This is a genomic window from Promicromonospora panici, assembly GCF_900608595.1.
GTDB classification, from domain to species: Bacteria; Actinomycetota; Actinomycetes; order Actinomycetales; family Cellulomonadaceae; genus Promicromonospora; species Promicromonospora panici.
Map to the genome: position 1 here is coordinate 235,727 of NZ_UWYY01000006.1, position 19,480 is coordinate 255,206.

Genomic DNA, 19,480 nt, shown 5'->3' on the forward strand with positions numbered 1-19,480 from the left:
AACGATCACGCTCACAACCAAGAAGTGGCGGAAAGGGCGAGGGCGGCGGCGCCCACCACGGTCGCGTCGGCTCCGAGGAGCGCCGGGCGTACCTCGATCGTGTGCCCCGACACGGGCGGCTCGTCACGCAGCCGGGCCAGGAGCGCGGGTTCCAGCAGGTCCCAGGCGCGGGCCAGCCCGCCGCCCACCACCACGTGCCCGACGTCGAGCAGCGCCGCCAGCACGAGCACCGCCGAACCGACGGCGTGGCCGGCGTCGGCGAACACCCGGGCCGCCGTCGGGTCCCCCACACGGGCGCGGGCCTCGATCTCCGCGGCGCCGACACCACCGGCGCCGACCCCACCGACGCCGACCCCACCGACGAGCTCCCCGTACCGGCGCTCCACCGATCGGCCCGAGGCCAGCGTCTCGAGGTGCCCGCGCTGGCCGCACGTGCACGCCGCGTCACCGAACCCGGGCATGTGCCCGATCTCCCCGGCCGCTCCCGCACCGCGGTACAGCGCGCCGTCCAGCCACAACGCTCCTCCCACGCCCGTGCCGAGCGCTATGCCCGCCGCCGAGCCGACTCCGCGGACCGCGCCCCAGGTCGCCTCGCCCACGAGGAAGGAGTCGACGTCGTTCGCGACGACGACGGGCAGCCCCGTGCGGGATCCGAGGCCGGTGCGCACGTTCGTGCCGATCCATCCGGCAAAGGTGTCGCTCGCGGCCAGCACCTCGCCCGTCGCGGGGTCGACGACGCCGGCCGCACCGACGCCGACCGCCGCCACCCGCACGCCCGCCGAGGCCGCCGCCCGTTCGACCAGCGCGGCGGCGACGTCGAGCATCGCCGCGCCGCCCGACGGCGTCGGCGCGGTCGCCGAGGTGAGCACCTCGCCGCCGGGCATGACGACTGCGGCGCGGATCTTGGTTCCGCCGATGTCGACGCCCGCTGTGGGCCCGTCCGTCATCAGGCGGCGCCTGAACCGGGGGCAGCGCTCGAACCGGGAGCCGTGTCCGGGCCGACGCCGACCACCACGCCGGACGCGAGCCGGTGCCGGGCCGCACGCCGCTCCCGCTGCGCCGCCGGGTCCGGCGTCGGGACGGACGCCAGCAGCTCGGCCGTGTACAGCTCGCGCGGCGCGCCGAACACATCGGCGGTCGGGCCGCTCTCGACGAGGCGCCCGGCGCGCAGTACGGCCACCCGGTCGGTCAGCTCGTGCACGACGCCGAGGTCGTGGCTGATGAACAGGCAGCCGAACCCCAGCTCGTCGTGCAAGTCGCGCAGCACCTGCAGCACCTCCGCCTGCACCGACACGTCGAGCGCGCTGGTGGGCTCGTCCGCCACGAGGAGTCGCGGCCGCAGCGCCAGGGCGCGCGCGAGGCCGATGCGCTGGCGCTGCCCGCCGGAGAACTCGTGCGGGTAGCGGCGCTCCGCGCCGGCGGGCAACCGCACGGCGTCCAGCAGCTCGCGCACCCGCGCGTGACGCTCGGCGGCCGACAGGCGCCGGCCGTCACGGCCGTGGATGGCCAGCGGCTCCGCCACCGACTCGCCCACGAGCTTGCGCGGGTCCAGTGAGGCGCCCGGGTCCTGGAACACGACGCCGACGTCGGCCAGCAGGCGCCTGCGCGCTCGGCCCCGGGCCTTCGCCACGGACGTGCCGAGCAGCAGCACCTCGCCCTCGGACGGCGCCAGCAGCCCCAGGCAGGCGCGCCCCGCCGTCGACTTGCCCGAGCCGGACTCCCCGACCAAGCCCAGCATCTCGCCCGCCCGCACGGTCAGGTCGAGGGCGTCGACCGCGCGCACGTGCCGGCCCTGCACCCGGTAGTCCAGGCTGACCCCCCGCAGGTCAAGCACCACCTCGCTGGACACACGCTCAACTTCGCGAACCCTTGCTTCGCGGCTCGCCGGCGGGACCGCCGGGACGGCGTCGAGCAGGGTGCGCGTGTACTCGTGCTCCGGCGCGAGCAGCACCTGCTCCACCGGCCCGTGCTCGACGATCCGGCCGCCCTTCATCACGGCTACATCGGAGGCGATGTCGGCGACCACGCCCATGTTGTGCGTGACCAGCAGCAGCGCGGTGTCCCGCTGCGCGACCAGCTCGCGCAGCAGGTCGAGGATCTCCGCCTGTACGGTGACGTCGAGCGCCGTCGTCGGCTCGTCGGCGACGATCAGGCGTGGCTCGCAGGCCAGCGCGATGGCGATGACGACCCTCTGCCGCTGGCCGCCGGACAGCTCGTGCGGGTACTGGCGCGCGCGCCGCTCCGGCTCCGGGATGCCGACCGACCGGAGCAGCTCAACGGCCCGTTCCCGCGCGGCAGCGCGCGGCACGCGCTCGTGGTTGAGCACCGCCTCGGCGATCTGGTCGCCCAGGGTCATGGTCGGGTTGAGCGCCGTCATCGGCTCCTGGAAGACCATGGACACGACGCGCCCTCGCAGGTCCACGAGCTCGTCCTCGGCGGCCGCGGCGACGTCGCGCAGCCGGCCGCCGTCGGCGAGCTCCACCGAGCCGGTGATCCGCGCCGTCGACGGCAGCAGGCCCAGCACGGAGAGCGAGGTGACGCTCTTGCCGGAGCCCGACTCGCCCACCAGCGCGACCACCCGGCCGCGCCGCACCTCGAGGTCGATGCCGCGGAGGGCGGGCACGTCGCCGGAGCCGGTCGTGAAGGTGACGTTCAGGTCCCGGATGCGCAGGACGACGTCGTCGGCCGGCGTCTCCCCGCCGGTCCCTGATGTGGGCGCGCTCATGCCGTCCTCCCCTTCACGTCGACGACGTCCCGCAGCCCGTCGCCCACGAAGTTCAGGGCGCAGACGACGATCACTATCGCGAGGCCCGGCGGCAGGATGAGCCACCACGCGCCCTGGTAGATGTAGTTGATGCCGTCGTTGAGCATCGCGCCCCAGTCGGTGGTGGGCGGCTGGATGCCCATCCCGAGGAAGCTGATGTACGCGACGAGCAGGATGGCGTCGGCCACCTGGAAGGTCGCGTTCACGACCACGGTGCCGACGGTGTTCGGGATGACGTGCGACAGGACCGTACGGCGGTGCGTGGCGCCCATCGCGCGGGCGGCCACGACGTAGTCGCGGGTCTTGACCGACAGCGCCTCCGCCCGGATCAGCCGGGCCGGCACCAGCCACGACACCAGGCCCAGCACGACGATCATCATCCCGACCGTGGGCCGCACGATCGTGGAGAGCACGAGCAGCAGGAAGATCGCGGGGATCGCGATACCGGCGTCGACCACCCGCATCATGACGGCGTCCACGACGCCGCCCACGTACCCGGCGACCGCGCCCCAGAGCGTGCCGACCACCGTTGCGAGCGCCCCCGCCAGGACCCCGACCAGCAGCGACACCCGGCCGGCGACCATGAGCCGGCCCAGGTTGTCGTAACCGAGCGCGTCCGTGCCCAGCGGGTGCCCGTCGACGCCGGGCGGCAGGTTGGCGGCACCGAGGTCGGTCGCCACCTGCTCCGTGGGGTAGACCAGCGGGCCCAGCACGGCGAACAGCACCAGGACCGCGAGCGCCACCGCGCCCACGACGGCGAGCCGGTTGGTGGCGAACCGGCGTAGGGCGGTCATCGCATGCCTCCGCGGGTGCGCGGGTCCAGGAGCGCCTGTACGACGTCGGCGAGCAGGGAGCCGACCACCGTGGCCACCGAGATGACGAGCACGCAGCCGAGCAGCACCGGGAAGTCGCTGCTCTGCGCGGCGCTCCAGAACAGCAGGCCCATGCCGGGGTAGTTGAAGAGCTGCTCGACGACGAGCGCGCCGCCGAACATGACCGGCAGGTAGTAGCCGAGCATCGCGACCACCGGCGTCAGCGAGTTGCGCAGCACATGCCTGAGCACCACGGCCCGGTAGGCGGTGCCCTTGGCTCGGGCGGTGCGCACGTAGTCCTCGCCGAGGTTGTCCAGGGTCGACGACCGCATGTAGCGGCTGAAGGTCGCCACGATCGGCACGGCGCCGGTGAGCACGGGCAGCACGAGCCCGGCGGGCTGGGACAGCACGTCCAGGACCCCGTTGCCCTGCGGCGCGGCGGCCGGGAACAGCCCTGCGGTCTGGCTGAGCAGCAGGATCAGGAGCATCCCGAGAAAGAACGTGGGGGTCGAGTAGGCGACGATCGCGAGGGTCGAGAGCCAGTAGTCGACGGCGCGGTTGCGGCGCACGGCCTGGTAGACGCCGACGGGCAGCGCGACGAGCACCGCGACGACCAGCGACAGACCGGTCAGCAGCAGGGTCTTGGGCAAGCGCAGGCCGATCGCGTCGGCGACGGACTGGTTCAGCAGGTACGACTCGCCGAGGTCCCCGGTCAGGGAGCGTCCCAGGAACGACAGGTACTGCAGGACCACCGGCTGGTCCAGGCCGTTCGCGGCCTCGAACGCGGCGATCTGCTCGGGCGTGGCCTGCTGGCCGAGGACGCCGCGGGCCGGGCCGCCCGGCAGCGCGTGCAGCAGCGCGAACACGATCACGCTGACCACGAGGACCACGGCGAGCGCCTGCAGCACGCGCCGGATCAGGAAGCGGCCGAAGCCGCCGCGCTGCGCCCTGACGGGCACTGGCGCGGCAGCTTCGGCTCCGGGGGTTCCGGACGCAGCGGGTATGGCTGTCGTCATCTCAGCCGGCCCAGCTCCAGCGCTGTGGGTGGAAGCTGGCGAGCGGGTCCTGCGTGGTGCCCTCCAGGCCGTCCTTGATCACCGACACCTGGTACACGGGGTTCGGCAGCCACATGACCGGCAGGTTCTCGGCGCCGTACTTCGAGTACTCCCGCATCACGGACGCGTCGGTGCTCTCGGTGGAGTCGCGCATGAGGGTGTCGAGCTCCTCGTCGGAGTAGGAGCCAAAGTTGGACGCCGCCTCCGTGCCGAACACCCGCTCGCCGCTCGGGTAGCCGCCGAAGTACCAGCTGCCCGCCGTGCCGAAGAACGGCAGCTCCCAGTCACACTCGGGCTGGTCCGCGGTGCACCGGGGAATGGACGAGAGCACCGTGTTCAGGGGCGCCGTCTCGATGGCGACGGCGACGCCGGCCTGGTCGAAGGTCGACTTGATCTCGGCGAACATGTTGTCGGTCTCGGCCGAGCCGCTCTGCGCCAGGATGGTGATCGCGAGCTTCTGCCCCTTCTTGACGCCGTCGCCGCACTGGTCGTCGCCGTCACCCGGCGATGTGCACTCCAGCACGCCGTCCGAGCCCTCGGTCCAGCCGTGGTCGGCCAGCAGCGTGGCCGCGGCCTCCGGGTCGAACGGGTACGGGTTCTCCTTCTGCTCGTCGGAGAGGAAGTCGCTCTCGGGGTTCTGCGGCACGGGGCCGTAGCCGGGCAGGGCGGCGCCCTTCCAGATGACGTCGGAGATCTGCTCCTGGTCCACGAGGTGCTGCAGCGCCTGGCGCACGTAGAGCTGGCGGTACACCGGGCCCATCTCGGGGTGGTTGAAGTTGTACGGCATGTACGTGATCGACCAGCCCGCCCACGGCTCGACCGTGTAGCCGAGCTGCTCGTACTGCTCCGGGGCGTCCAGGCCGGTCGTCGGGATGTAGCCGTAGTCGACGGCGCCGGAGCGGACGGCGTTCACCTCGGCGTCCGTCGACGTGTACGGCAGGAGGTTGACCGTGGTGATCGAGGCGGCGTCGTCGCCGTCGTACTTCTCGTTCTTGGTCAGCTCGACCTGGCCGGCGTCGGTGAACCCGGTCAGCGAGTAGGGCCCGTTGATGGTCTGCCACAGGGGGTTGGACTCGTAGGTGCTCAGGTCCTCGCTCTGCGTGACCAGGTAGTCGAAGATCGCCTTCGCGCCCTTCTCGGTCTCCGCGAGTGCCGGGTCGGGCTCTTCGTCGTCGGTGGTCTTGGCCCAGGCGTGCGCGGGCAGTGGCACGACGAGGGTGAGCTGGGAGGCCTGGAGCCACTCCGGGTTGTAGACCTTGTCGAAGGTGAGCTCGACGGTCTTGTCGTCGAGGGTGGCGACGTCGGTGACGTTGTCGGGCATGCGGCCCTCGGAGTAGCTTGCCCAGACGTCGGTGTTGGCCTTCACGAGGTCGAACCAGAACTTCACGTCCGCCGAGGTGACGGGCTCGCCGTCGCTCCAGGTGCGGTCGTCGAGGGTGATGGTCGCGGTGCGGCCGTCCTCGGAGAAGGTGATCTCGTCGGCGAGGTCTGCCTGCGCGACCCGCCCCACCTCACCCTCGGAGCCGTCGTACGCGACGAGCGGCTCCCAGAGGGTGCGCATGATGGCGGAGTTGTGCGTCGCGAGCTTGCCCGCGATGCCCAGCGGGACTATCCAGTTCGGGGTCGCGTTGGCGGGCAGGGCGTAGTTCACGTCGGTGCGGCCGGCCGCCCCGTCCGCACCGGAGGACGTCGAGCATCCGGCGAGGAGGGCGACGGCGGCGACCGCACCGACGGCCAGCCGTGTGGCCCGTCCGGCATGCGTGGTGCGCATCTGGGTCTCCTTGAGTTGCGGCGCCGTCGATGCAAGAGCCTCGGGTCGTGGAGACTTGATTCGGCGGCCGAATAATCCAGAACCGTAGACGTACCAAGTTGTGGGGATCTATGCCGGATCCGTAACAAGCCTGTTAATTCGCCCCCGCAAAAAGCCCCCGGGGCCGGGACCTGCTGCGACGTGGTGCAGACTCGTGCCAGCAGTTGTTCCAGATCTGGCCAAAGTTCGGGACGCGGTCCCGGGCGCGCTCTGGTGCAGTTTCCGGACGAGGCTCCGGACGAGAGAGGGAGGATGTCCGTGGCGCAGTTCGCGCGTCCCCGCGTCGCCGCCCCGCGGCTCGAGCGGGAGATTTTCGTGCTCGTGTCGAGCGGGCGCGCCCGGTCCCGCAAGGAGATCGCCGAGTCGCTCGGCATCGCGCCGTCCACCGTGTCGCAGCGCGTGCAGGCGATGCTGGCGTCCGGCGTCCTGGAGGAGACGGGCGAGGGCGCGTCCAGCGGCGGACGGCGCCCGCGGGCGCTGCGCGTGCCGGGCAGCACCGGCTACCTCGGCGTCGTCGACGTCGGCGGTACGCACGCCCGCCTCGGGATCCTGCGGCACGGCGGCGAGCTCGCCACGACGACGGAGGTCGCGCTCGCGATAGCCGACGGCCCCGAACCGGTGCTGACGCAGGTCACGACCGCGCTGCGGGAGCTGGCGGGCACGCTCGGTTCCGAGGCGGGCGCCGGCGCTCCCGGCAGCGGGGCGAGCGCGGACGGTGGCCGCCTGCTCGGCGTCGGCATCTCCCTGCCAGGCCCGGTCGACGTCGCCCGCCGCGCCCTCGACTCCCCGTCGCGGATGCCCGGGTGGTCGGGATTCGACGTCGGCTCCTGGCTCGAGGATGCCCTGGGCGTCCCCGCCGTGGTCGAGAACGACGCCAACGCGATGGCCGTCGGCGAGCACTTCGGGCACCCGCGCCGGACCCGGCACACCGTGTCCGTCAAGGCGGGCAGCGCGATCGGCGCCGGGATCCTGGTCGACGACCGGCTGCACCGCGGCGCGGGCGGCGCCGCGGGCGACATCACGCACACGCGGATCCCCGCCGCGGGCGACACACCCTGCTCGTGCGGCAACCGCGGCTGCCTGGAGACGGTCGCCTCGGGCGCGGCGCTGGTGCGGCTGCTCCGCGAGCAGGGGTACGACGTCGCCGCGACCGCCGACGTGCTCGACCTCGTCCGCGACGCGGAGCCGGTGGCGACCACCCTGACCCGCACCGCCGGGCGGCACCTCGGCGAGGTGCTGTGCGCGGTGGTCAACTTCTTCAACCCGGGCGCCGTCTACCTGGGCGGCGCCCTGTCCACGCTGGAGCCGTTCGTCTCGGCGATCCGCAGCCAGATCTACGAGGGCGCGCACCCGCTCATGACCCGCGACCTGGTGATCGCGCCGTCCGCCCTGGGTGCCGACGCGAACCTCGTGGGCGTGGGCCGCCTCCTGGAGGACGCACTCGTGCCGCACGCCCTGGCGGGCTGACGCCGTCGGGCGCCGCTGCTCCGTCTTATCCCCGCCCACCGCCCACCGCCCCCACAAACCGGAAGGACCACGATGACGAACACCCGCCCGCGGGTCGCGATCGCCGGCATGTCGATCGAGTCCAGCACGTTCTCGCCGCACCGCTCCGGATGGGAGGCGTTCACGCTCCGCCGCGGCGGCGAGCTCGTGGCGCACTACCCGTTCCTCGCCGACGGCGCCCCGCTGCGCGACGCCGCTGCCTGGACCGGCGTGCTGCACGCGCGCTCGCTGCCCGGCGGCGCCGTGCCCGCCGACGTCTACGCGGCGGTGCGCGACGAGATCGTCGCGACCCTGCGCACCCAGCAGGCCGAGCACGGCGCGTACGACGGCCTGCTGCTGGACATCCACGGCGCGATGACCGTCGTCGGCATGGACGACGCCGAGTCGGACCTCGCGGCGGCCGTGCGCGCCGCCGTCGGGCCCGGGACGCTGATCAGCACCACCATGGACCTGCACGGCAACGTGCCGCGGGAGCTGGCCGAGGTGAGCGACCTGATCACGTGCTACCGCATGGCCCCGCACGAGGACGCGTGGGAGACGCGCGAGCGCGCGGCCGCGAACCTGCTCTCCCGGCTACGGGAAGGCGGCGCCCCGAGCAAGGCGTGGCTGCAGGTGCCCGTGCTGCTCCCGGGCGAGAAGACGAGCACCCGGATCGAGCCGGCCGCGTCGATCTACGCGGATGTCGCGCGCGTGGCCGAGCTGCCGGGCGTGGTCGACGCCGCGCTGTGGGTCGGGTACGCGTGGGCCGACGAGCCGAGCTGCCGGGCCGCCGTCGTCGTCACGGGCGACGACGAGGACGTGATCGTGCGAGAGGCCGAGCGGCTGGGCCGGCGGTACTGGGACGCGCGGGACGAGTTCGCGTTCGTCGCGCCCGCCGCGCCGTACGAGGCGTGCGTCGCGACGGCCCTGGCGAGCACCGCGCGGCCGTACTTCCTGTCCGACTCGGGCGACAACCCGACCGCCGGCGGCGCAGGGGACGTCACCTGGACGCTGGCGCGGCTGCTGGCCGAGCCGGCCTTCGCGGCCTCGCCGGAAGAGGGCGGCCACACCGCGATCTACGCCTCGCTGCCCGACGCCGCGGCCGCGCGCGAGGTCGCGAAGGCCTGGGCCGAGCACGGCCCGGGCGCGGCCGTCGACGTCGAGGCGGGCGCCCGGGTCGACGACGGCCCGCACGGGCCGGTCCGGCTGGGCGGCGTCGTCGAGCACGTCAGCGAGGGCGACCCGGACGCCGGTATCGTCGCCGTCGTGCGGGTCGGAGGACTGCGCGTGATCCTCACGGAGCGGCGCAAGCCGTACCACCTGGAGTCCGACTTCACGGTGCTGGGCCTGGACCCGCGCAACACCGACGTCGTCGTCGTCAAGATCGGCTACCTGGAGCCCGACCTCTACGACATGGCCGCCGACTGGATGCTCATGCTCACCCCGGGCGGCGTCGACCAGGACCTGCTCCGCCTGGGCCACCACCGCCTCACCACCCCGACCCACCCGTTCCACGAGTTCGCGGAAGAACCTCCGCTCCGCGCCACCCTCCTCTAACCCCGGCTTTGTTGTGGGCGGGATCGTTGCGCCTAAAACGGGCAGGTAGTCGCAACGATCACGCCCACAACAAAGGGGGTCAGGAGTTCGCGACCAGGGAGAACAGGTCCTTCGGGTTCTCCGGTTCCGCGATCAGGTCCAGGTGGCCGAGGAGCTCCGGGGCGTTCGCCGTCACGTCCTCGAGCACGAACTTCAGCGCGGTCCAGTCCTCCACGGCGAAGCCGACGGAGTCCCACACCACCAGCTCCTCGGCGCTCTGCCGCCCCGGCGCCGCACCCGTGACGACCTGCCACAGTTCGGTGACGGGGAAGTCGGGCGCCTGGCGCTGGATCTCCCCCTCGATCCGGGTCTGCTCCGGGAGCTCGACGAACACGCTCGCCCGCGCGACGATCGCCGGGTCCAGCTCGGTCTTGCCCGGGCAGTCGCCGCCGATCGCGTTGATGAACACCCCACCCGACACATCGGCGTCCTGCAGCACCGTCGCGTTCTGCTTGTCCGCGGTGCACGTCGTGATGACGTCGGCGCCGCGGGCCGCGTCGGCGGCATCGTCGGCCAGGACGACGTCGAAGCCGAGTGCCTTGGCGTGCCGCGCCAGCTTGTCCATCGCGTCGCGGTCGACGTCGAAGATCCGCAGCGTCTCGATGCCCAGCTCCGCGCGCATGCCGAGCGCCTGGAACTCGGCCTGCGAGCCGCAGCCGATCAGGGCCAGCGTCCGGGACTCGGCCGGCGCCAGGTACCGGGCGGCGAGGGCCGACGTCGCGGCCGTGCGCAGCGCGGTGAGCAGCGTCATCTCGGCGAGGAACGTCGGGTAGCCGTTGCGCACGGAGGCGAGCATGCCGATCGCCGTCACCGTCTGAAACCCGAGCGACGGGTTGAGCGGGTGCCCGTTGACCAGCTTGAACCCGTAGGTCTCCGCGTCGGAGGTGGGCATCAGCTCGATGACGCCCTCCGTCGAGTGCGACGCGATGCGCGGCCGCTTGTCGAGCTCGGGCCAGCGCGCGAAGTCGCGCTCCAGCGCGTCCGTGAGGGCGGCGATCGCGGCCTCCGGGCCGCGGCGGGCCACCCACCGGGCGGTGGCGGCGACGTCGAGGTACGGGACTGTGGTCATCGCTGGGTCTCCTCAGGGTTGACGGTCATGGCACCGGCGTCGTCCGACGCCGGACGCAGCTCGAGCGTGCAGCACTTGACCGAGCCGCCGCCCTTGAAGATCTCGGACAGGTCGATGCCGACGGGCACGAACCCGCGCTCCTTGAGCGCGTCGGCGTAGTCGCGGGCACGGTCGCTGAGGAACACGTGCAGCCCGTCGGAGACGACGTTCAGGCCGAGCACCGCGGCGTCGTCGGCGCCGACGAGGATCGCGTCGGGGAACAGGCCGCGCAGCGTCTCCTGGGCGGCGGGGCTGAACGCCTCCGGGTGGTAGGCGACGACGGTCTCGCCGGAGACGGCGCCGTCGTCGAGCACGGACAGCGCCGTGTCGAGGTGGTAGTAGCGCGGGTCGACCAGCTCGAGCGGGACCAGCTCGATCCCCTGCGCCGCGAGCTCCAGGCGCTCGGCGACCTCGGCGTGCCCGGCCGGCGTCGTGCGGAAGCCGGTTCCCGCGAGCAGCACCTTGCCGACGAGCAGCAGGTCGCCCTCGCCCTCCATGGTCTCGACGGCCTCGCCCAGCCGGCGGTAGGCCGACGCCGGCGCGGTGTCGAACCAGCGGTCGTACGCGGGCCCCTCGGCCGCGCGCTCGGGGAACGTGAACCGGGCCGCGAGCGCCCGCCCGCCGACGACGATGCCCCCGTTGGCCGCGTAGACCATGTCGGGCAGGCCGGGCTCGGGCTCGATGACGTCGACCCGGTGGCCGCGGGCCTCGTAGGCGGCGCGCAGCGCCTCCCACTGGGCGAGCGCCTTGGCGGTGTCGACGGGCGAGGACGGGTCCATCCACGGGTTGATGGCGTAGACGACGTCGAAGTACGTGGGCGGGCACATGAGGTAGTGCCGCGGCGTGGCGGTCCGCTGCGCGGTGGTGTGCGGCAGCTGCGCGGTGGTCTGCGTCATGCCGCGAGGCTAAGGCAGCACCGATTCACAACAGGTGTGCATTCGTTGCGCATCCAGCCACGGATTCTTGCGGAATCGCACGCCATGTTGAACGATTCGTTCATGGATGCCGTGAACCGCGCGATCGTCGGAGAGCTGCTGCGCGACGGGCGCGCCACCTACCAGGAGGTGGGCAGCGCCGTCGGGCTCTCGGCGCCCGCCGTGAAGCGCAGGGTGGACCTCATGCTGGCCCGCGGGGAGATCGCCGGGTTCACCGTGCGCGTGGACCCACAGGCGATGGGCTGGATCCTCGAGGGGTACGTCGAGATCTTCTGCTCCGGGATCGTGTCACCCAAGGTGCTCGAGCGCGACTTCGCCCCGATCCCGGAGGTGGTCCGGGTCTCCACGGTGACCGGCGACGCCGACGCGATGGTGCACGTCATGGCCACGAGCATGGAGGAGATCGAGCGCACGGTGGAGCGCATCCGCACGGTCACCCACGTGGTCAAGACCCGCACGGCGCTGGTCATGTCCCGGGTCGTCGACCGGCCGGGCGCGTGACGTGACGGGCGCCACGGACGGGGCGGTCTCCACAGCAATTAGGCTGTCCTAACCAGGATGTTCCGCGAGGACCGGAGGACGCCCACGATGATCCGAACCACGGTGTCCGACGACGTCGCCGGCTGGCTGGACGTGCTCGGCCCGCTGGCGTTCTACCTCGTGGTCTGGGGCCTCGTGTTCGTCGGTACGGCGTTCTTCGTCGGCGTCTTCATCCCGTTCCTCACCGGCGACGGCCTGCTGTTCGGCGCGGGCATCGTGGCCGGGAGCACCGACCGCATAGACATCTGGGTGCTCGCGATCGGCGTCGGCGTCGCCGCCGTGGCGGGCGACCAGGTCGCGTTCCTGCTCGGCCGCAAGTACGGCCGGCCGTACCTGAGCTCCCGCAGGGGCCGCTGGGTGCAGGCCACGGTGGTGCGCACGGAGAAGTTCTACGACCTGTTCGGCTGGTGGTCCGTGGTGATCGGCCGGTACATGCCCTGGGCGCGCGTGTTCGTGCCGGTCATCGCGGGCGTCGCGGGGATGCCCTACCTGCGGTTCCTCACGGCGAACATCTTCGGCGCGGTGACCTGGGGCATGCTCATCACGGTGCTCGGGTACTACGCGGCGTCGGACCCGTCGGTCCGCCCCATCGCGTACGTGGTAGCGGGCGTGGTCATAGCGGCGTCAGTGGTGGCAGGCATCCGCGCCTACCGCCAGGACCGCGCGGGGCGCGCGGCAGAAGCGCCGGCCGAGTGATCGGCAGAAGGTCAGGTAGCCGGCAGTCCGAGGTACCGACTACCTGACGTTCTACCGATCGCTCGGACATGTGCCGCTCTCGGCCGGGAGATCAACAGCGAGCGTCAGGGGATCAACCGCCGTGCACGCGCGGCGCCCAGGCTTGGACCATGCCAACCCAGAGCACAACCTCGGCCGGCGTGCCCGCACAGCCCTCCCCGCCGGACACCCCGGCCGACGTACTAGTTGCCCCGTCGAGCTCCCCGCCCCGTACGACCTGGTCACCTGTCATCGCGCTCGCCTCCGGGATCGCGATCCTGGTCGCGAGCGAGTTCCTGCCCGCGAGCGTCCTGCCGGGCCTCGCGGCCGACATCGGCGTGAGCGAGGGCACGGCGGGCCTCGCCGTGGCCGCCACGGCGATCGCCGGGGCCTTCACGGCGCCGAGCATCGCGGTCCTGCTCCCCCGGGCCGACCGGCGCAAGGTCATGCTCGGCCTGCTCGCCGCCGCCACCCTGTCGAACCTCGCAGTCGCCGTCGCACCCAGCTTCGCCGTGCTGCTGATCGGCCGCCTCCTGCTCGGCGTCGCGATCGCCGGGTACTGGTCGTTCGCCTTCGGCGTCGGCACCCACGCCGTCCCCGGCAAGGACCGCCTCGTGTCGTCCGCGATCTCGTTCGGGGTCAGCATCGCGACAGTGCTCGGCGTCCCGCTCGGCTCGATAGTGGGCGACGCCGTCGGCTGGCGGACGGCGTTCGCGGGCGCCGCCGTCCTCTGCGCGATCAGCGCGGTCGCGCTCGCCGTGACCATGCCCTCCGTCCCCGCCCACCCGACGGCGGGCCTGCAGATGCTGCGCGAGGCCCTACGCAACAGGAAGCTCCTGGCCGGCCTCGGCTGCGTGGTGCTGGTCGCCCTCGGCAACTTCGCGGCCTACCCGTACATCCGCCTCGCGATCGACCGCATCGATCCCGGCGCCACCACCTGGATGCTGCTGGCATGGGGCGTCGGCGCCGTCACGGGCACGATCGTGGCCGGGATGCTCGCGCGCTGGCTGCGACCGCTGGCCGCGGCCGCGCCGATCGCGCTCGGCGCCGCGCTGGTGCTCAGCGCGACCGCCTCGTCCGTACCGGTGCTGACCGTCGCGGTGGTCCTGTGGGGCTTCGCGTTCAACATGGTCCCCGTGATGGTCCAGCTCTGGGGCGCGCGGGTCGAGCCCGCACGGAGCGAGTCGGCGATGTCGCTCATCGTCACCGCCTTCCAGGTGGCGATCACCGTCGGCTCCGCACTCGGCGGGGCGCTACTGGACGGGTACGGCGTCCGGTCGCTGCTGCTGGTCGGCGCGGGAGCCGCGGTGGCGGCGGGCCTCGGCTGGGCGTTCCTGCGGATACCCCGCGACTGACGCCCTGGCGGCGCCTGGCAGGGCCGGGCCCGACGCCGCGGCGTCGGGCCCGGTACGCCACGCGAGCGGCGAGACGCCGTGGTCCGCGGCGAACGCCCGGCTGAACGCGGCGACCGATCCGTACCCCACCTCGAACGCCACCCGCGTGACCGCCAGGCACTGCTTGGTGAGCAGCGTGCGGGCGCGGTTCATCCGCACCTCCCGCAGCATCCGCATGGGGCTGTGCCCGGTCGCGCGGCGGAACCGCTCGGTCAGTGCAGAGCGCGACAGGTGCACCAGGCCGGCCATCCGGTCCAGCGTCCACGGCTCTCCTGGCCGGGCCGCGAGGGCCGCCACCACCTCGGCGACCTGCGCGTCTCCCGCCGGGCCTCGCCCGTCGCTGGCCGGGCCGCGCCCGTCGTCCACGTGGCCGCCGTCCTCGGCCGGGTGCCACAGCGACAGGATCGCCGCCCCGAGAAGGCTCGCGTAGGCCGCCGCGAAGCGGTCCACCTTGCACTCCACCGACAGGGGGCAGGTCGTCACGAGGGCGACGATGCCGGGGTGCTCCTCGCCGAAACCGCGCTGGACCAGCGGGCTCGGCAGCGGCGTGGACGGGACGGCTCGGCGCAGGTCCCCGTGCACGAGGTCGGTCTCGACGTCGGCCGTGAGCCGGTGCGCCGTCCGGGCGTCGACGAGCGCCGCGTCGCCGGGCAGGATCGTCCGGCGGTCACCCGCCGTCTCGAGCGTCGCGGCGCCGGACAGGACCAGGACCCAGAGCGCGCCGGGCCGGACCAGGCTCGTCTCAGCGGGCAACCGCTCGCGCCGCAGCGCGGTCATCTCCCATTCCATACGAGTCCGAGCCACGAAGACGCGCTGCCTATTCCCGGCGGGCGCTTCCGGGCCCGGGCCAACCTGCCCGGGGGCCGGCACGCCGACCCGGCCCTCCCCCTGACATACTGCCGATCACACGCCCGCCTCGAGAAGGAATCCACAGTGCTGATCGCCGGACTTGTCCTCTCGGGTTTCGCGGCCCTGATCCACGTCTACATCTTCTATCTGGAGTCCTTCGCCTGGACGGACCGGAAGACGCTGGCGACGTTCGGCATGACGGCGGAGCAGGCCGAGGCGATGCGCCCCCTGGCCCTGAACCAGGGCTACTACAACCTCTTCCTCGCGATCGTCACGGTGGTGGGCATCGTCCTGGCCGCCGCCGGGTCGACGGCGGTGGGCGCGGCGCTCGTGTTTGCCGGCGCGGGCTCCATGGTCGCGGCGGCGCTCGTCCTGGTGATCTCGGACCCGTCCAAGCGCGGCGCGGCGCTCAAGCAGGGCCTCGTCCCGCTGCTGGGCGTCATCGCCCTGATCATCGCCCTGACGATCTGACCCGCCCCAGGCCGGGCACGTTGTTGTCCTACTGGCCGTCGAACCGCAAGACACGCCGACGAATCGCCGCGGCATCGGCGTGTCGTTTCGGTTCGGCGCTTGGCTACACGGCCAACTTGCGGTTCGACGGCGGCGGGCCTTGTCGTCAGGCCTAGCTCCGGAGCCGCCGCAGCATGCGCGCGTCCTGGAAGCCGACGGCGTGCGCGGCCGACTCGACCGTGGCGCCGTGGCCGATCAGGTGCTCGGCGCGCTCCAGGCGCAGCTGCTGCTGGTACCGCAGGGGCGTCACCCCCGTGGCCCTGGTGAACAGCCTGGTCAGGGTGCGATCGGCGACCCCGGCGTGCGCGGCCAGATCGGCGAGCGGCAGATTGCTCGCGAACTGCTCGTCGATGCGGTCCTGGACGCGGTGCACCGTGTCGTCGACGTGCGACCGGTGCCGCAGCATCGCACTGGCCTGCGGCTCCGTCCCGTTGCGCCGGGCGTAGACGACCATCTCCCGGGCAACGCGGGCGGCGAGCGCCGGCCCGTGCCGCATCGCGAGCAGGTGCAGCGAGAGGTCGATACCGCTGGCGATGCCTGCGGAGGTGACGACGCCGTCGTCGGTCGTGAACAGGACGTCGCGCACGACATGCGCCCGCGGGTGCCGGGCCGCGAGGTCGTCCTGCACGGCGTGGTGGGTGGTGCAGCGCCGGCCGTCGAGCAGCCCGGCCTGGCCGAGCGCGTCCGCCCCCGCACACACGCTGGCGACGATGCCGCCCGCCGCGTGGTGCTCGGCGAGCCGCTCGCACATCGCCGCGCTGAGCCGGGGCCAGGCGGCCGGGTCGCTCCCGATGCGCCATCCGGGCACGACGATCAGGTCGTCCGGGCCCAGCTCCGGCCGGTCCGAGCCGGCGACCAGCGGGAGGCCCTGCGCGGAGGCGACCACTCCGGCGTCGGCCCCGGGTTCGCCGCCCGTTCGGATGCCCGACGCCGGAGCGCCCGACACGTACCGCAGGTCGTAGCGGTGGCCGAGGTCCCCCGCCGTGAAGAACGCCTGCGCGGGGCCCGCCAGGTCGAGCAGGTGGACCCCGGGCAGGAGCACGAAGACGACAGTGGTCATCTTGCCGATGCTGCCACCTCGGGCTGGGGTGCGGCGCCGGGCACCGAGCCGGACTCGGTGCCGGCGTCCTCCGCCTCGAGCTGCGCGACCGTGGCGATGCGCGCGAAGCGGTCGCGGAGCACGGCCTCGGTGCGCTCCAGGATGTCGGCGGCGCTGAACCGGCCGAGCGGGTCGGTGCTGGTAGCGTCGCTGACGAACGTCATGGCGTACCCGAGGTCAGAGCCGACCCGGGTCGTGGTCTCGACGCACTGCTCGGCCCGGATGCCGCAGACCCGCAGCTCGCTCACGCCGTGGGCGGTGAGGATCTGCTGCAGGTCGGTCGTGGTGAACGCGTTGTGCGAGGTCTTGTGCAGCACGGGCTCGCCGGGACGGGGCTGGCTCAGCTCCTCGAACAGCCGGACGTGACCGGACTCGGGGTCGAACGGATTGCCCGACCCGGGCTCGGTGTGCAGCACCCAGACCACGAGGTCGCCGGCCGCGCGGGCGAGGTCGACGAGGCGGTTGACGGGCTCGGCGACCGTCGGGTTGAGCGTGTCGGCCCACTGCGGGCGGGCGCGGAAGGACTCCTGGACGTCTACGACGATCAGTGCTCGGTTCATGGCCCCAGTCTGGTTGCGCCGGAGCCCGGGCGGGAGGCCGGATCAGGTCCCGGGGCGGACGGATCTGGTCACCGCCGCCCCGGTCCGAGCGGTTCGGCCTCGCGGGTGCGCGGGCCGCCGGCGTCGCCGGTGTTCTGCGTCTCTGTCGGCTCGAACAGCACCATCGACGTCTCCTCGTCCGCGATGGGGCAGTGCTCCACACCCCGCGGCACCACGTACAGCTCGCCCGGCCCGAGCGTGACGTCGCCGTCACGCAGCTGGATGGTCAGGCGACCGTCGACTACGAGGAAGAGCTCGTCGGTCTCAGGGTGCGCGTGCCACACGAACTCGCCGAGGATCTTCACCACCCGAACGTCGTAGTCATTGACGGTGGCGATCCGCTTGGGGGCCCAGTGCTCGGTGATCCGGTGCAGGCAGTCGGTGATGCTGATCGCGTTGTTCGCAGCCTTTGTCATGGCGGCACTCTCGCCCCCGCCGCATGGTCCGATCTTGTACGTTCCTGACATGCCGTCATCCCTCGACACCCGCGATCGCGGGAAGCCACGCGCGACGGTGGCTGCGTGGCGGCCCCGCGTCCCGGGGATCTCCGAGGTCTTTCACGCCCAGTTCCGAACACACGCCTATCCGATGCACACCCACGACACGTGGGACCTCATGCTGCTGGACGACGGCTTCGTCGACTTCGCGCTGGACCGTCGCCGGCACGACAACGGTGACCCTGACAGGGTGATCCTGCTGCCGCCCGGTGTGCCGCACGACGGGCGTACCGTCGAGACGCACGGATTCCGCAAGCGCGTGCTCTACCTCGACACATCGGTACTACCTGCGGACCTGGCCGACGCCGCCGTCGACACCCCGATCCATCGCGACCGGGGCCTGCGCGGGCAGCTCTCTGCCCTTCACGATGCCGTGGCCCGGCCCGGCAACGAGCTTGAGGCCGAAACCCGCCTCGCCTTCGTGCGCGACCGTCTCCTGACCCGCCTCGGGCACCGGGCTCGGACCGTCGAACGCCCACGGGCGCTCGTCGCCTCGAAGCTGCGTGAGTTCCTGGACGCCAACGTCACCGACTCCGTGACGTTGGTCGAGGCGGCACGAGCCCTCGACGCGAGTCCGACCCATCTGGTGCGATCGTTCCGCGCTGCGTTCGGCCTGCCGCCCCACAGTTATGTGATCGGTCGACGAGTCGACCACGCCCGGGGCCTCCTGCTCGATGGCCTCCCCGTCGCCGAGGCGGCCACCGCTGCGGGGTTCTATGACCAGGCACACCTGTCCCGGCATTTCACCCGCTACCTGGGCGTCCCGCCGGGCAAGTACGCATCGCAGATGCGGCCGTGATGACGATCAGGCCCCGAAAGCCGCCTCGTTCCGGCCCGCCCAGTCGGCGAACGTCCTCGCCGGGCGCCCGAGCACAGTCTCGACGTCCGGGCTGACCGCCCGCTCCTGCGGCGTCGGGTCGCCGAGGATCGAGAGCGTGCCGTCGGCGATCTCCTCCGGCATGACCTCGCGCATTCCGGCGTAGGCCTGATCGCGGGTGAGCTCGACGAAGGTGAGCGGCACGCCGAGCGCCAGCGCGAGCGCCGCGGTCCGGCCCCGGGGTGTGGTTGCCTCCGGACCGGTGAGCTCGTAGCTGCGGCCCGCGTGCCCGTTCTCCGTGAGCGCGACCGCCGCGACATGGGCGATGTCGAGCGGGTCGATGCCGGGCAGCGCAACGTCGCCGAACGGTGCCTGGACGGTGCGCTCGGCGCGAACCGTCGAGACCCAGGCGAACGCGTTGGTGTAGAAGCCGGCGGGCCGCAGAACGGTCCAGTCGAGCCCGGAGCCCCGCACGAGCTTTTCGAGCTCGGCCATGGGGCGGTGCGAGAGGGACTCGGGGCGAGTGCCGGCCGCCTGGGACGACACCAGCACGAGGCGGCGCACCCCGGCGTCGGCTGCGGTGGCGATGATCCGCTCCCGATCCAGGTGGCTACCGGCGCCCGGCACGAGGAGAAGCATCGCGCTCGCTCCGCTGAGGGCGGCGCGTAGGCTGGCCGGGTCTGCCAGGTCGGCGCTCACCGCGTGGACCCGGGGGTCATCGAGCGGTGCGGTGCCCGCGCGGGATACAGCGGTGACATCCTGGCCCTGCCGGGCAAGCTCGGCGACGAGCGGCCGCCCGATATTTCCGGTGGCTCCGGTGACGACGATCATGGGGTGCTCCTGGTCCGTACGGCGGGGGCCCTCGAGGGGACCAGGCGGCCGGTGCGGCCGCCGTG

19 protein-coding genes are annotated in these 19,480 nt (G+C 72.7%); 7 read left to right on the forward strand and 12 right to left on the reverse strand.

The features are described 5' to 3' along the window. Positions 1 to 11 precede the first annotated feature (11 nt). The 5 genes from EW117_RS08965 to EW117_RS08985 are packed head-to-tail and all read right to left on the reverse strand — an operon-like array spanning position 12 to position 6,402. Positions 12 to 947, reverse strand: a complete 936-nt coding sequence (locus tag EW117_RS08965; RefSeq protein ID WP_129785791.1) for an ROK family protein — start codon at positions 945 to 947, stop codon at positions 12 to 14. Beyond that, positions 947 to 2,725, reverse strand: coding sequence for a dipeptide ABC transporter ATP-binding protein (locus EW117_RS08970; RefSeq protein ID WP_129785793.1), 1,779 nt, complete (start codon positions 2,723 to 2,725; stop codon positions 947 to 949). Before EW117_RS08970 ends, EW117_RS08965 begins: the two co-directional genes overlap by 1 nt. Next, positions 2,722 to 3,558 (reverse strand): ABC transporter permease, encoded by an 837-nt coding sequence (locus EW117_RS08975; protein WP_129785795.1) that lies wholly within the window; start codon positions 3,556 to 3,558, stop codon positions 2,722 to 2,724. Before EW117_RS08975 ends, EW117_RS08970 begins: the two co-directional genes overlap by 4 nt. Further along, positions 3,555 to 4,535, reverse strand: a complete 981-nt coding sequence (locus EW117_RS08980) for an ABC transporter permease (protein WP_165362603.1) — start codon at positions 4,533 to 4,535, stop codon at positions 3,555 to 3,557. The genes EW117_RS08975 and EW117_RS08980 overlap by 4 nt, the downstream gene beginning before the upstream one ends. Before the next feature lie 58 nt (positions 4,536 to 4,593). Further along, positions 4,594 to 6,402 carry a peptide ABC transporter substrate-binding protein gene (locus EW117_RS08985; RefSeq protein ID WP_129785799.1) on the reverse strand — a complete coding sequence of 603 codons (1,809 nt, stop codon included), beginning with the start codon at positions 6,400 to 6,402 and terminating at the stop codon, positions 4,594 to 4,596. A 297-nt stretch (positions 6,403 to 6,699) separates the two neighbouring features. Here EW117_RS08985 and EW117_RS08990 point away from each other — a divergent pair, with 297 nt between their 5' ends. After that, entirely contained in the window at positions 6,700 to 7,908 is a 1,209-nt protein-coding gene (locus EW117_RS08990; RefSeq protein ID WP_242504175.1) for an ROK family transcriptional regulator, read from the forward strand. A 72-nt stretch (positions 7,909 to 7,980) separates the two neighbouring features. Beyond that, positions 7,981 to 9,483 (forward strand): M81 family metallopeptidase, encoded by a 1,503-nt coding sequence (locus EW117_RS08995; RefSeq protein ID WP_129785804.1) that lies wholly within the window; start codon positions 7,981 to 7,983, stop codon positions 9,481 to 9,483. A gap of 79 nt (positions 9,484 to 9,562) precedes the next feature. On the opposite strand, the gene EW117_RS09000 is transcribed toward EW117_RS08995, so the two are convergent. Beyond that, positions 9,563 to 10,591, reverse strand: coding sequence for an ornithine cyclodeaminase (locus EW117_RS09000; protein ID WP_129785806.1), 1,029 nt, complete (start codon positions 10,589 to 10,591; stop codon positions 9,563 to 9,565). Beyond that, positions 10,588 to 11,526 carry a dimethylargininase gene (gene ddaH / locus EW117_RS09005; protein WP_129785808.1) on the reverse strand — a complete coding sequence of 313 codons (939 nt, stop codon included), beginning with the start codon at positions 11,524 to 11,526 and terminating at the stop codon, positions 10,588 to 10,590. Before ddaH ends, EW117_RS09000 begins: the two co-directional genes overlap by 4 nt. A gap of 102 nt (positions 11,527 to 11,628) precedes the next feature. Here ddaH and EW117_RS09010 point away from each other — a divergent pair, with 102 nt between their 5' ends. The 3 genes from EW117_RS09010 (at position 11,629) to EW117_RS09020 (ending at position 14,174) form a co-directional block, all read left to right on the forward strand. Further along, positions 11,629 to 12,066, forward strand: a complete 438-nt coding sequence (locus EW117_RS09010) for an Lrp/AsnC family transcriptional regulator (RefSeq protein ID WP_129785810.1) — start codon at positions 11,629 to 11,631, stop codon at positions 12,064 to 12,066. An 87-nt stretch (positions 12,067 to 12,153) separates the two neighbouring features. Further along, positions 12,154 to 12,801: a DedA family protein gene (locus tag EW117_RS09015; RefSeq protein WP_207211812.1), complete on the forward strand. Its 648-nt coding sequence runs from the start codon at positions 12,154 to 12,156 to the stop codon at positions 12,799 to 12,801. Positions 12,802 to 12,950: 149 nt separating this feature from the next. Then, positions 12,951 to 14,174, forward strand: a complete 1,224-nt coding sequence (locus tag EW117_RS09020) for an MFS transporter (RefSeq protein WP_129785812.1) — start codon at positions 12,951 to 12,953, stop codon at positions 14,172 to 14,174. On the opposite strand, the gene EW117_RS09025 is transcribed toward EW117_RS09020, so the two are convergent. Further along, on the reverse strand, positions 14,073 to 14,990 hold the full coding sequence (locus EW117_RS09025; protein ID WP_165362604.1) for an AraC family transcriptional regulator: 918 nt from the start codon (positions 14,988 to 14,990) through the stop codon (positions 14,073 to 14,075). The two genes, EW117_RS09020 and EW117_RS09025, sit on opposite strands and share 102 nt — an antisense overlap. Before the next feature lie 156 nt (positions 14,991 to 15,146). Between EW117_RS09025 and EW117_RS09030 the strand changes: the two genes are divergently transcribed. Next, positions 15,147 to 15,533: a DUF1304 domain-containing protein gene (locus tag EW117_RS09030; RefSeq protein ID WP_129785816.1), complete on the forward strand. Its 387-nt coding sequence runs from the start codon at positions 15,147 to 15,149 to the stop codon at positions 15,531 to 15,533. Positions 15,534 to 15,684: 151 nt separating this feature from the next. Here the strand turns inward: EW117_RS09030 and EW117_RS09035 are convergent, their stop codons facing one another. From EW117_RS09035 to EW117_RS09045, 3 genes are all read right to left on the reverse strand, one after another. Further along, on the reverse strand, positions 15,685 to 16,632 hold the full coding sequence (locus EW117_RS09035; RefSeq protein WP_129785818.1) for a GlxA family transcriptional regulator: 948 nt from the start codon (positions 16,630 to 16,632) through the stop codon (positions 15,685 to 15,687). Then, the gene (locus EW117_RS09040) at positions 16,629 to 17,231 is read right to left on the reverse strand and encodes a cysteine hydrolase family protein (RefSeq protein ID WP_129785820.1); all 603 of its coding nucleotides are present in this window, start codon (positions 17,229 to 17,231) and stop codon (positions 16,629 to 16,631) included. Before EW117_RS09040 ends, EW117_RS09035 begins: the two co-directional genes overlap by 4 nt. A gap of 68 nt (positions 17,232 to 17,299) precedes the next feature. Then, on the reverse strand, positions 17,300 to 17,686 hold the full coding sequence (locus EW117_RS09045) for a cupin domain-containing protein (protein WP_129785822.1): 387 nt from the start codon (positions 17,684 to 17,686) through the stop codon (positions 17,300 to 17,302). Between the two features lie 49 nt (positions 17,687 to 17,735). Here EW117_RS09045 and EW117_RS09050 point away from each other — a divergent pair, with 49 nt between their 5' ends. Next, positions 17,736 to 18,566, forward strand: a complete 831-nt coding sequence (locus tag EW117_RS09050; RefSeq protein ID WP_129785824.1) for a helix-turn-helix transcriptional regulator — start codon at positions 17,736 to 17,738, stop codon at positions 18,564 to 18,566. 6 nt (positions 18,567 to 18,572) lie between these two features. Here EW117_RS09050 and EW117_RS09055 read toward each other — a convergent pair whose 3' ends face one another. After that, positions 18,573 to 19,415 (reverse strand): NAD(P)H-binding protein, encoded by an 843-nt coding sequence (locus tag EW117_RS09055; protein WP_129785826.1) that lies wholly within the window; start codon positions 19,413 to 19,415, stop codon positions 18,573 to 18,575. Positions 19,416 to 19,480 lie beyond the last annotated feature (65 nt).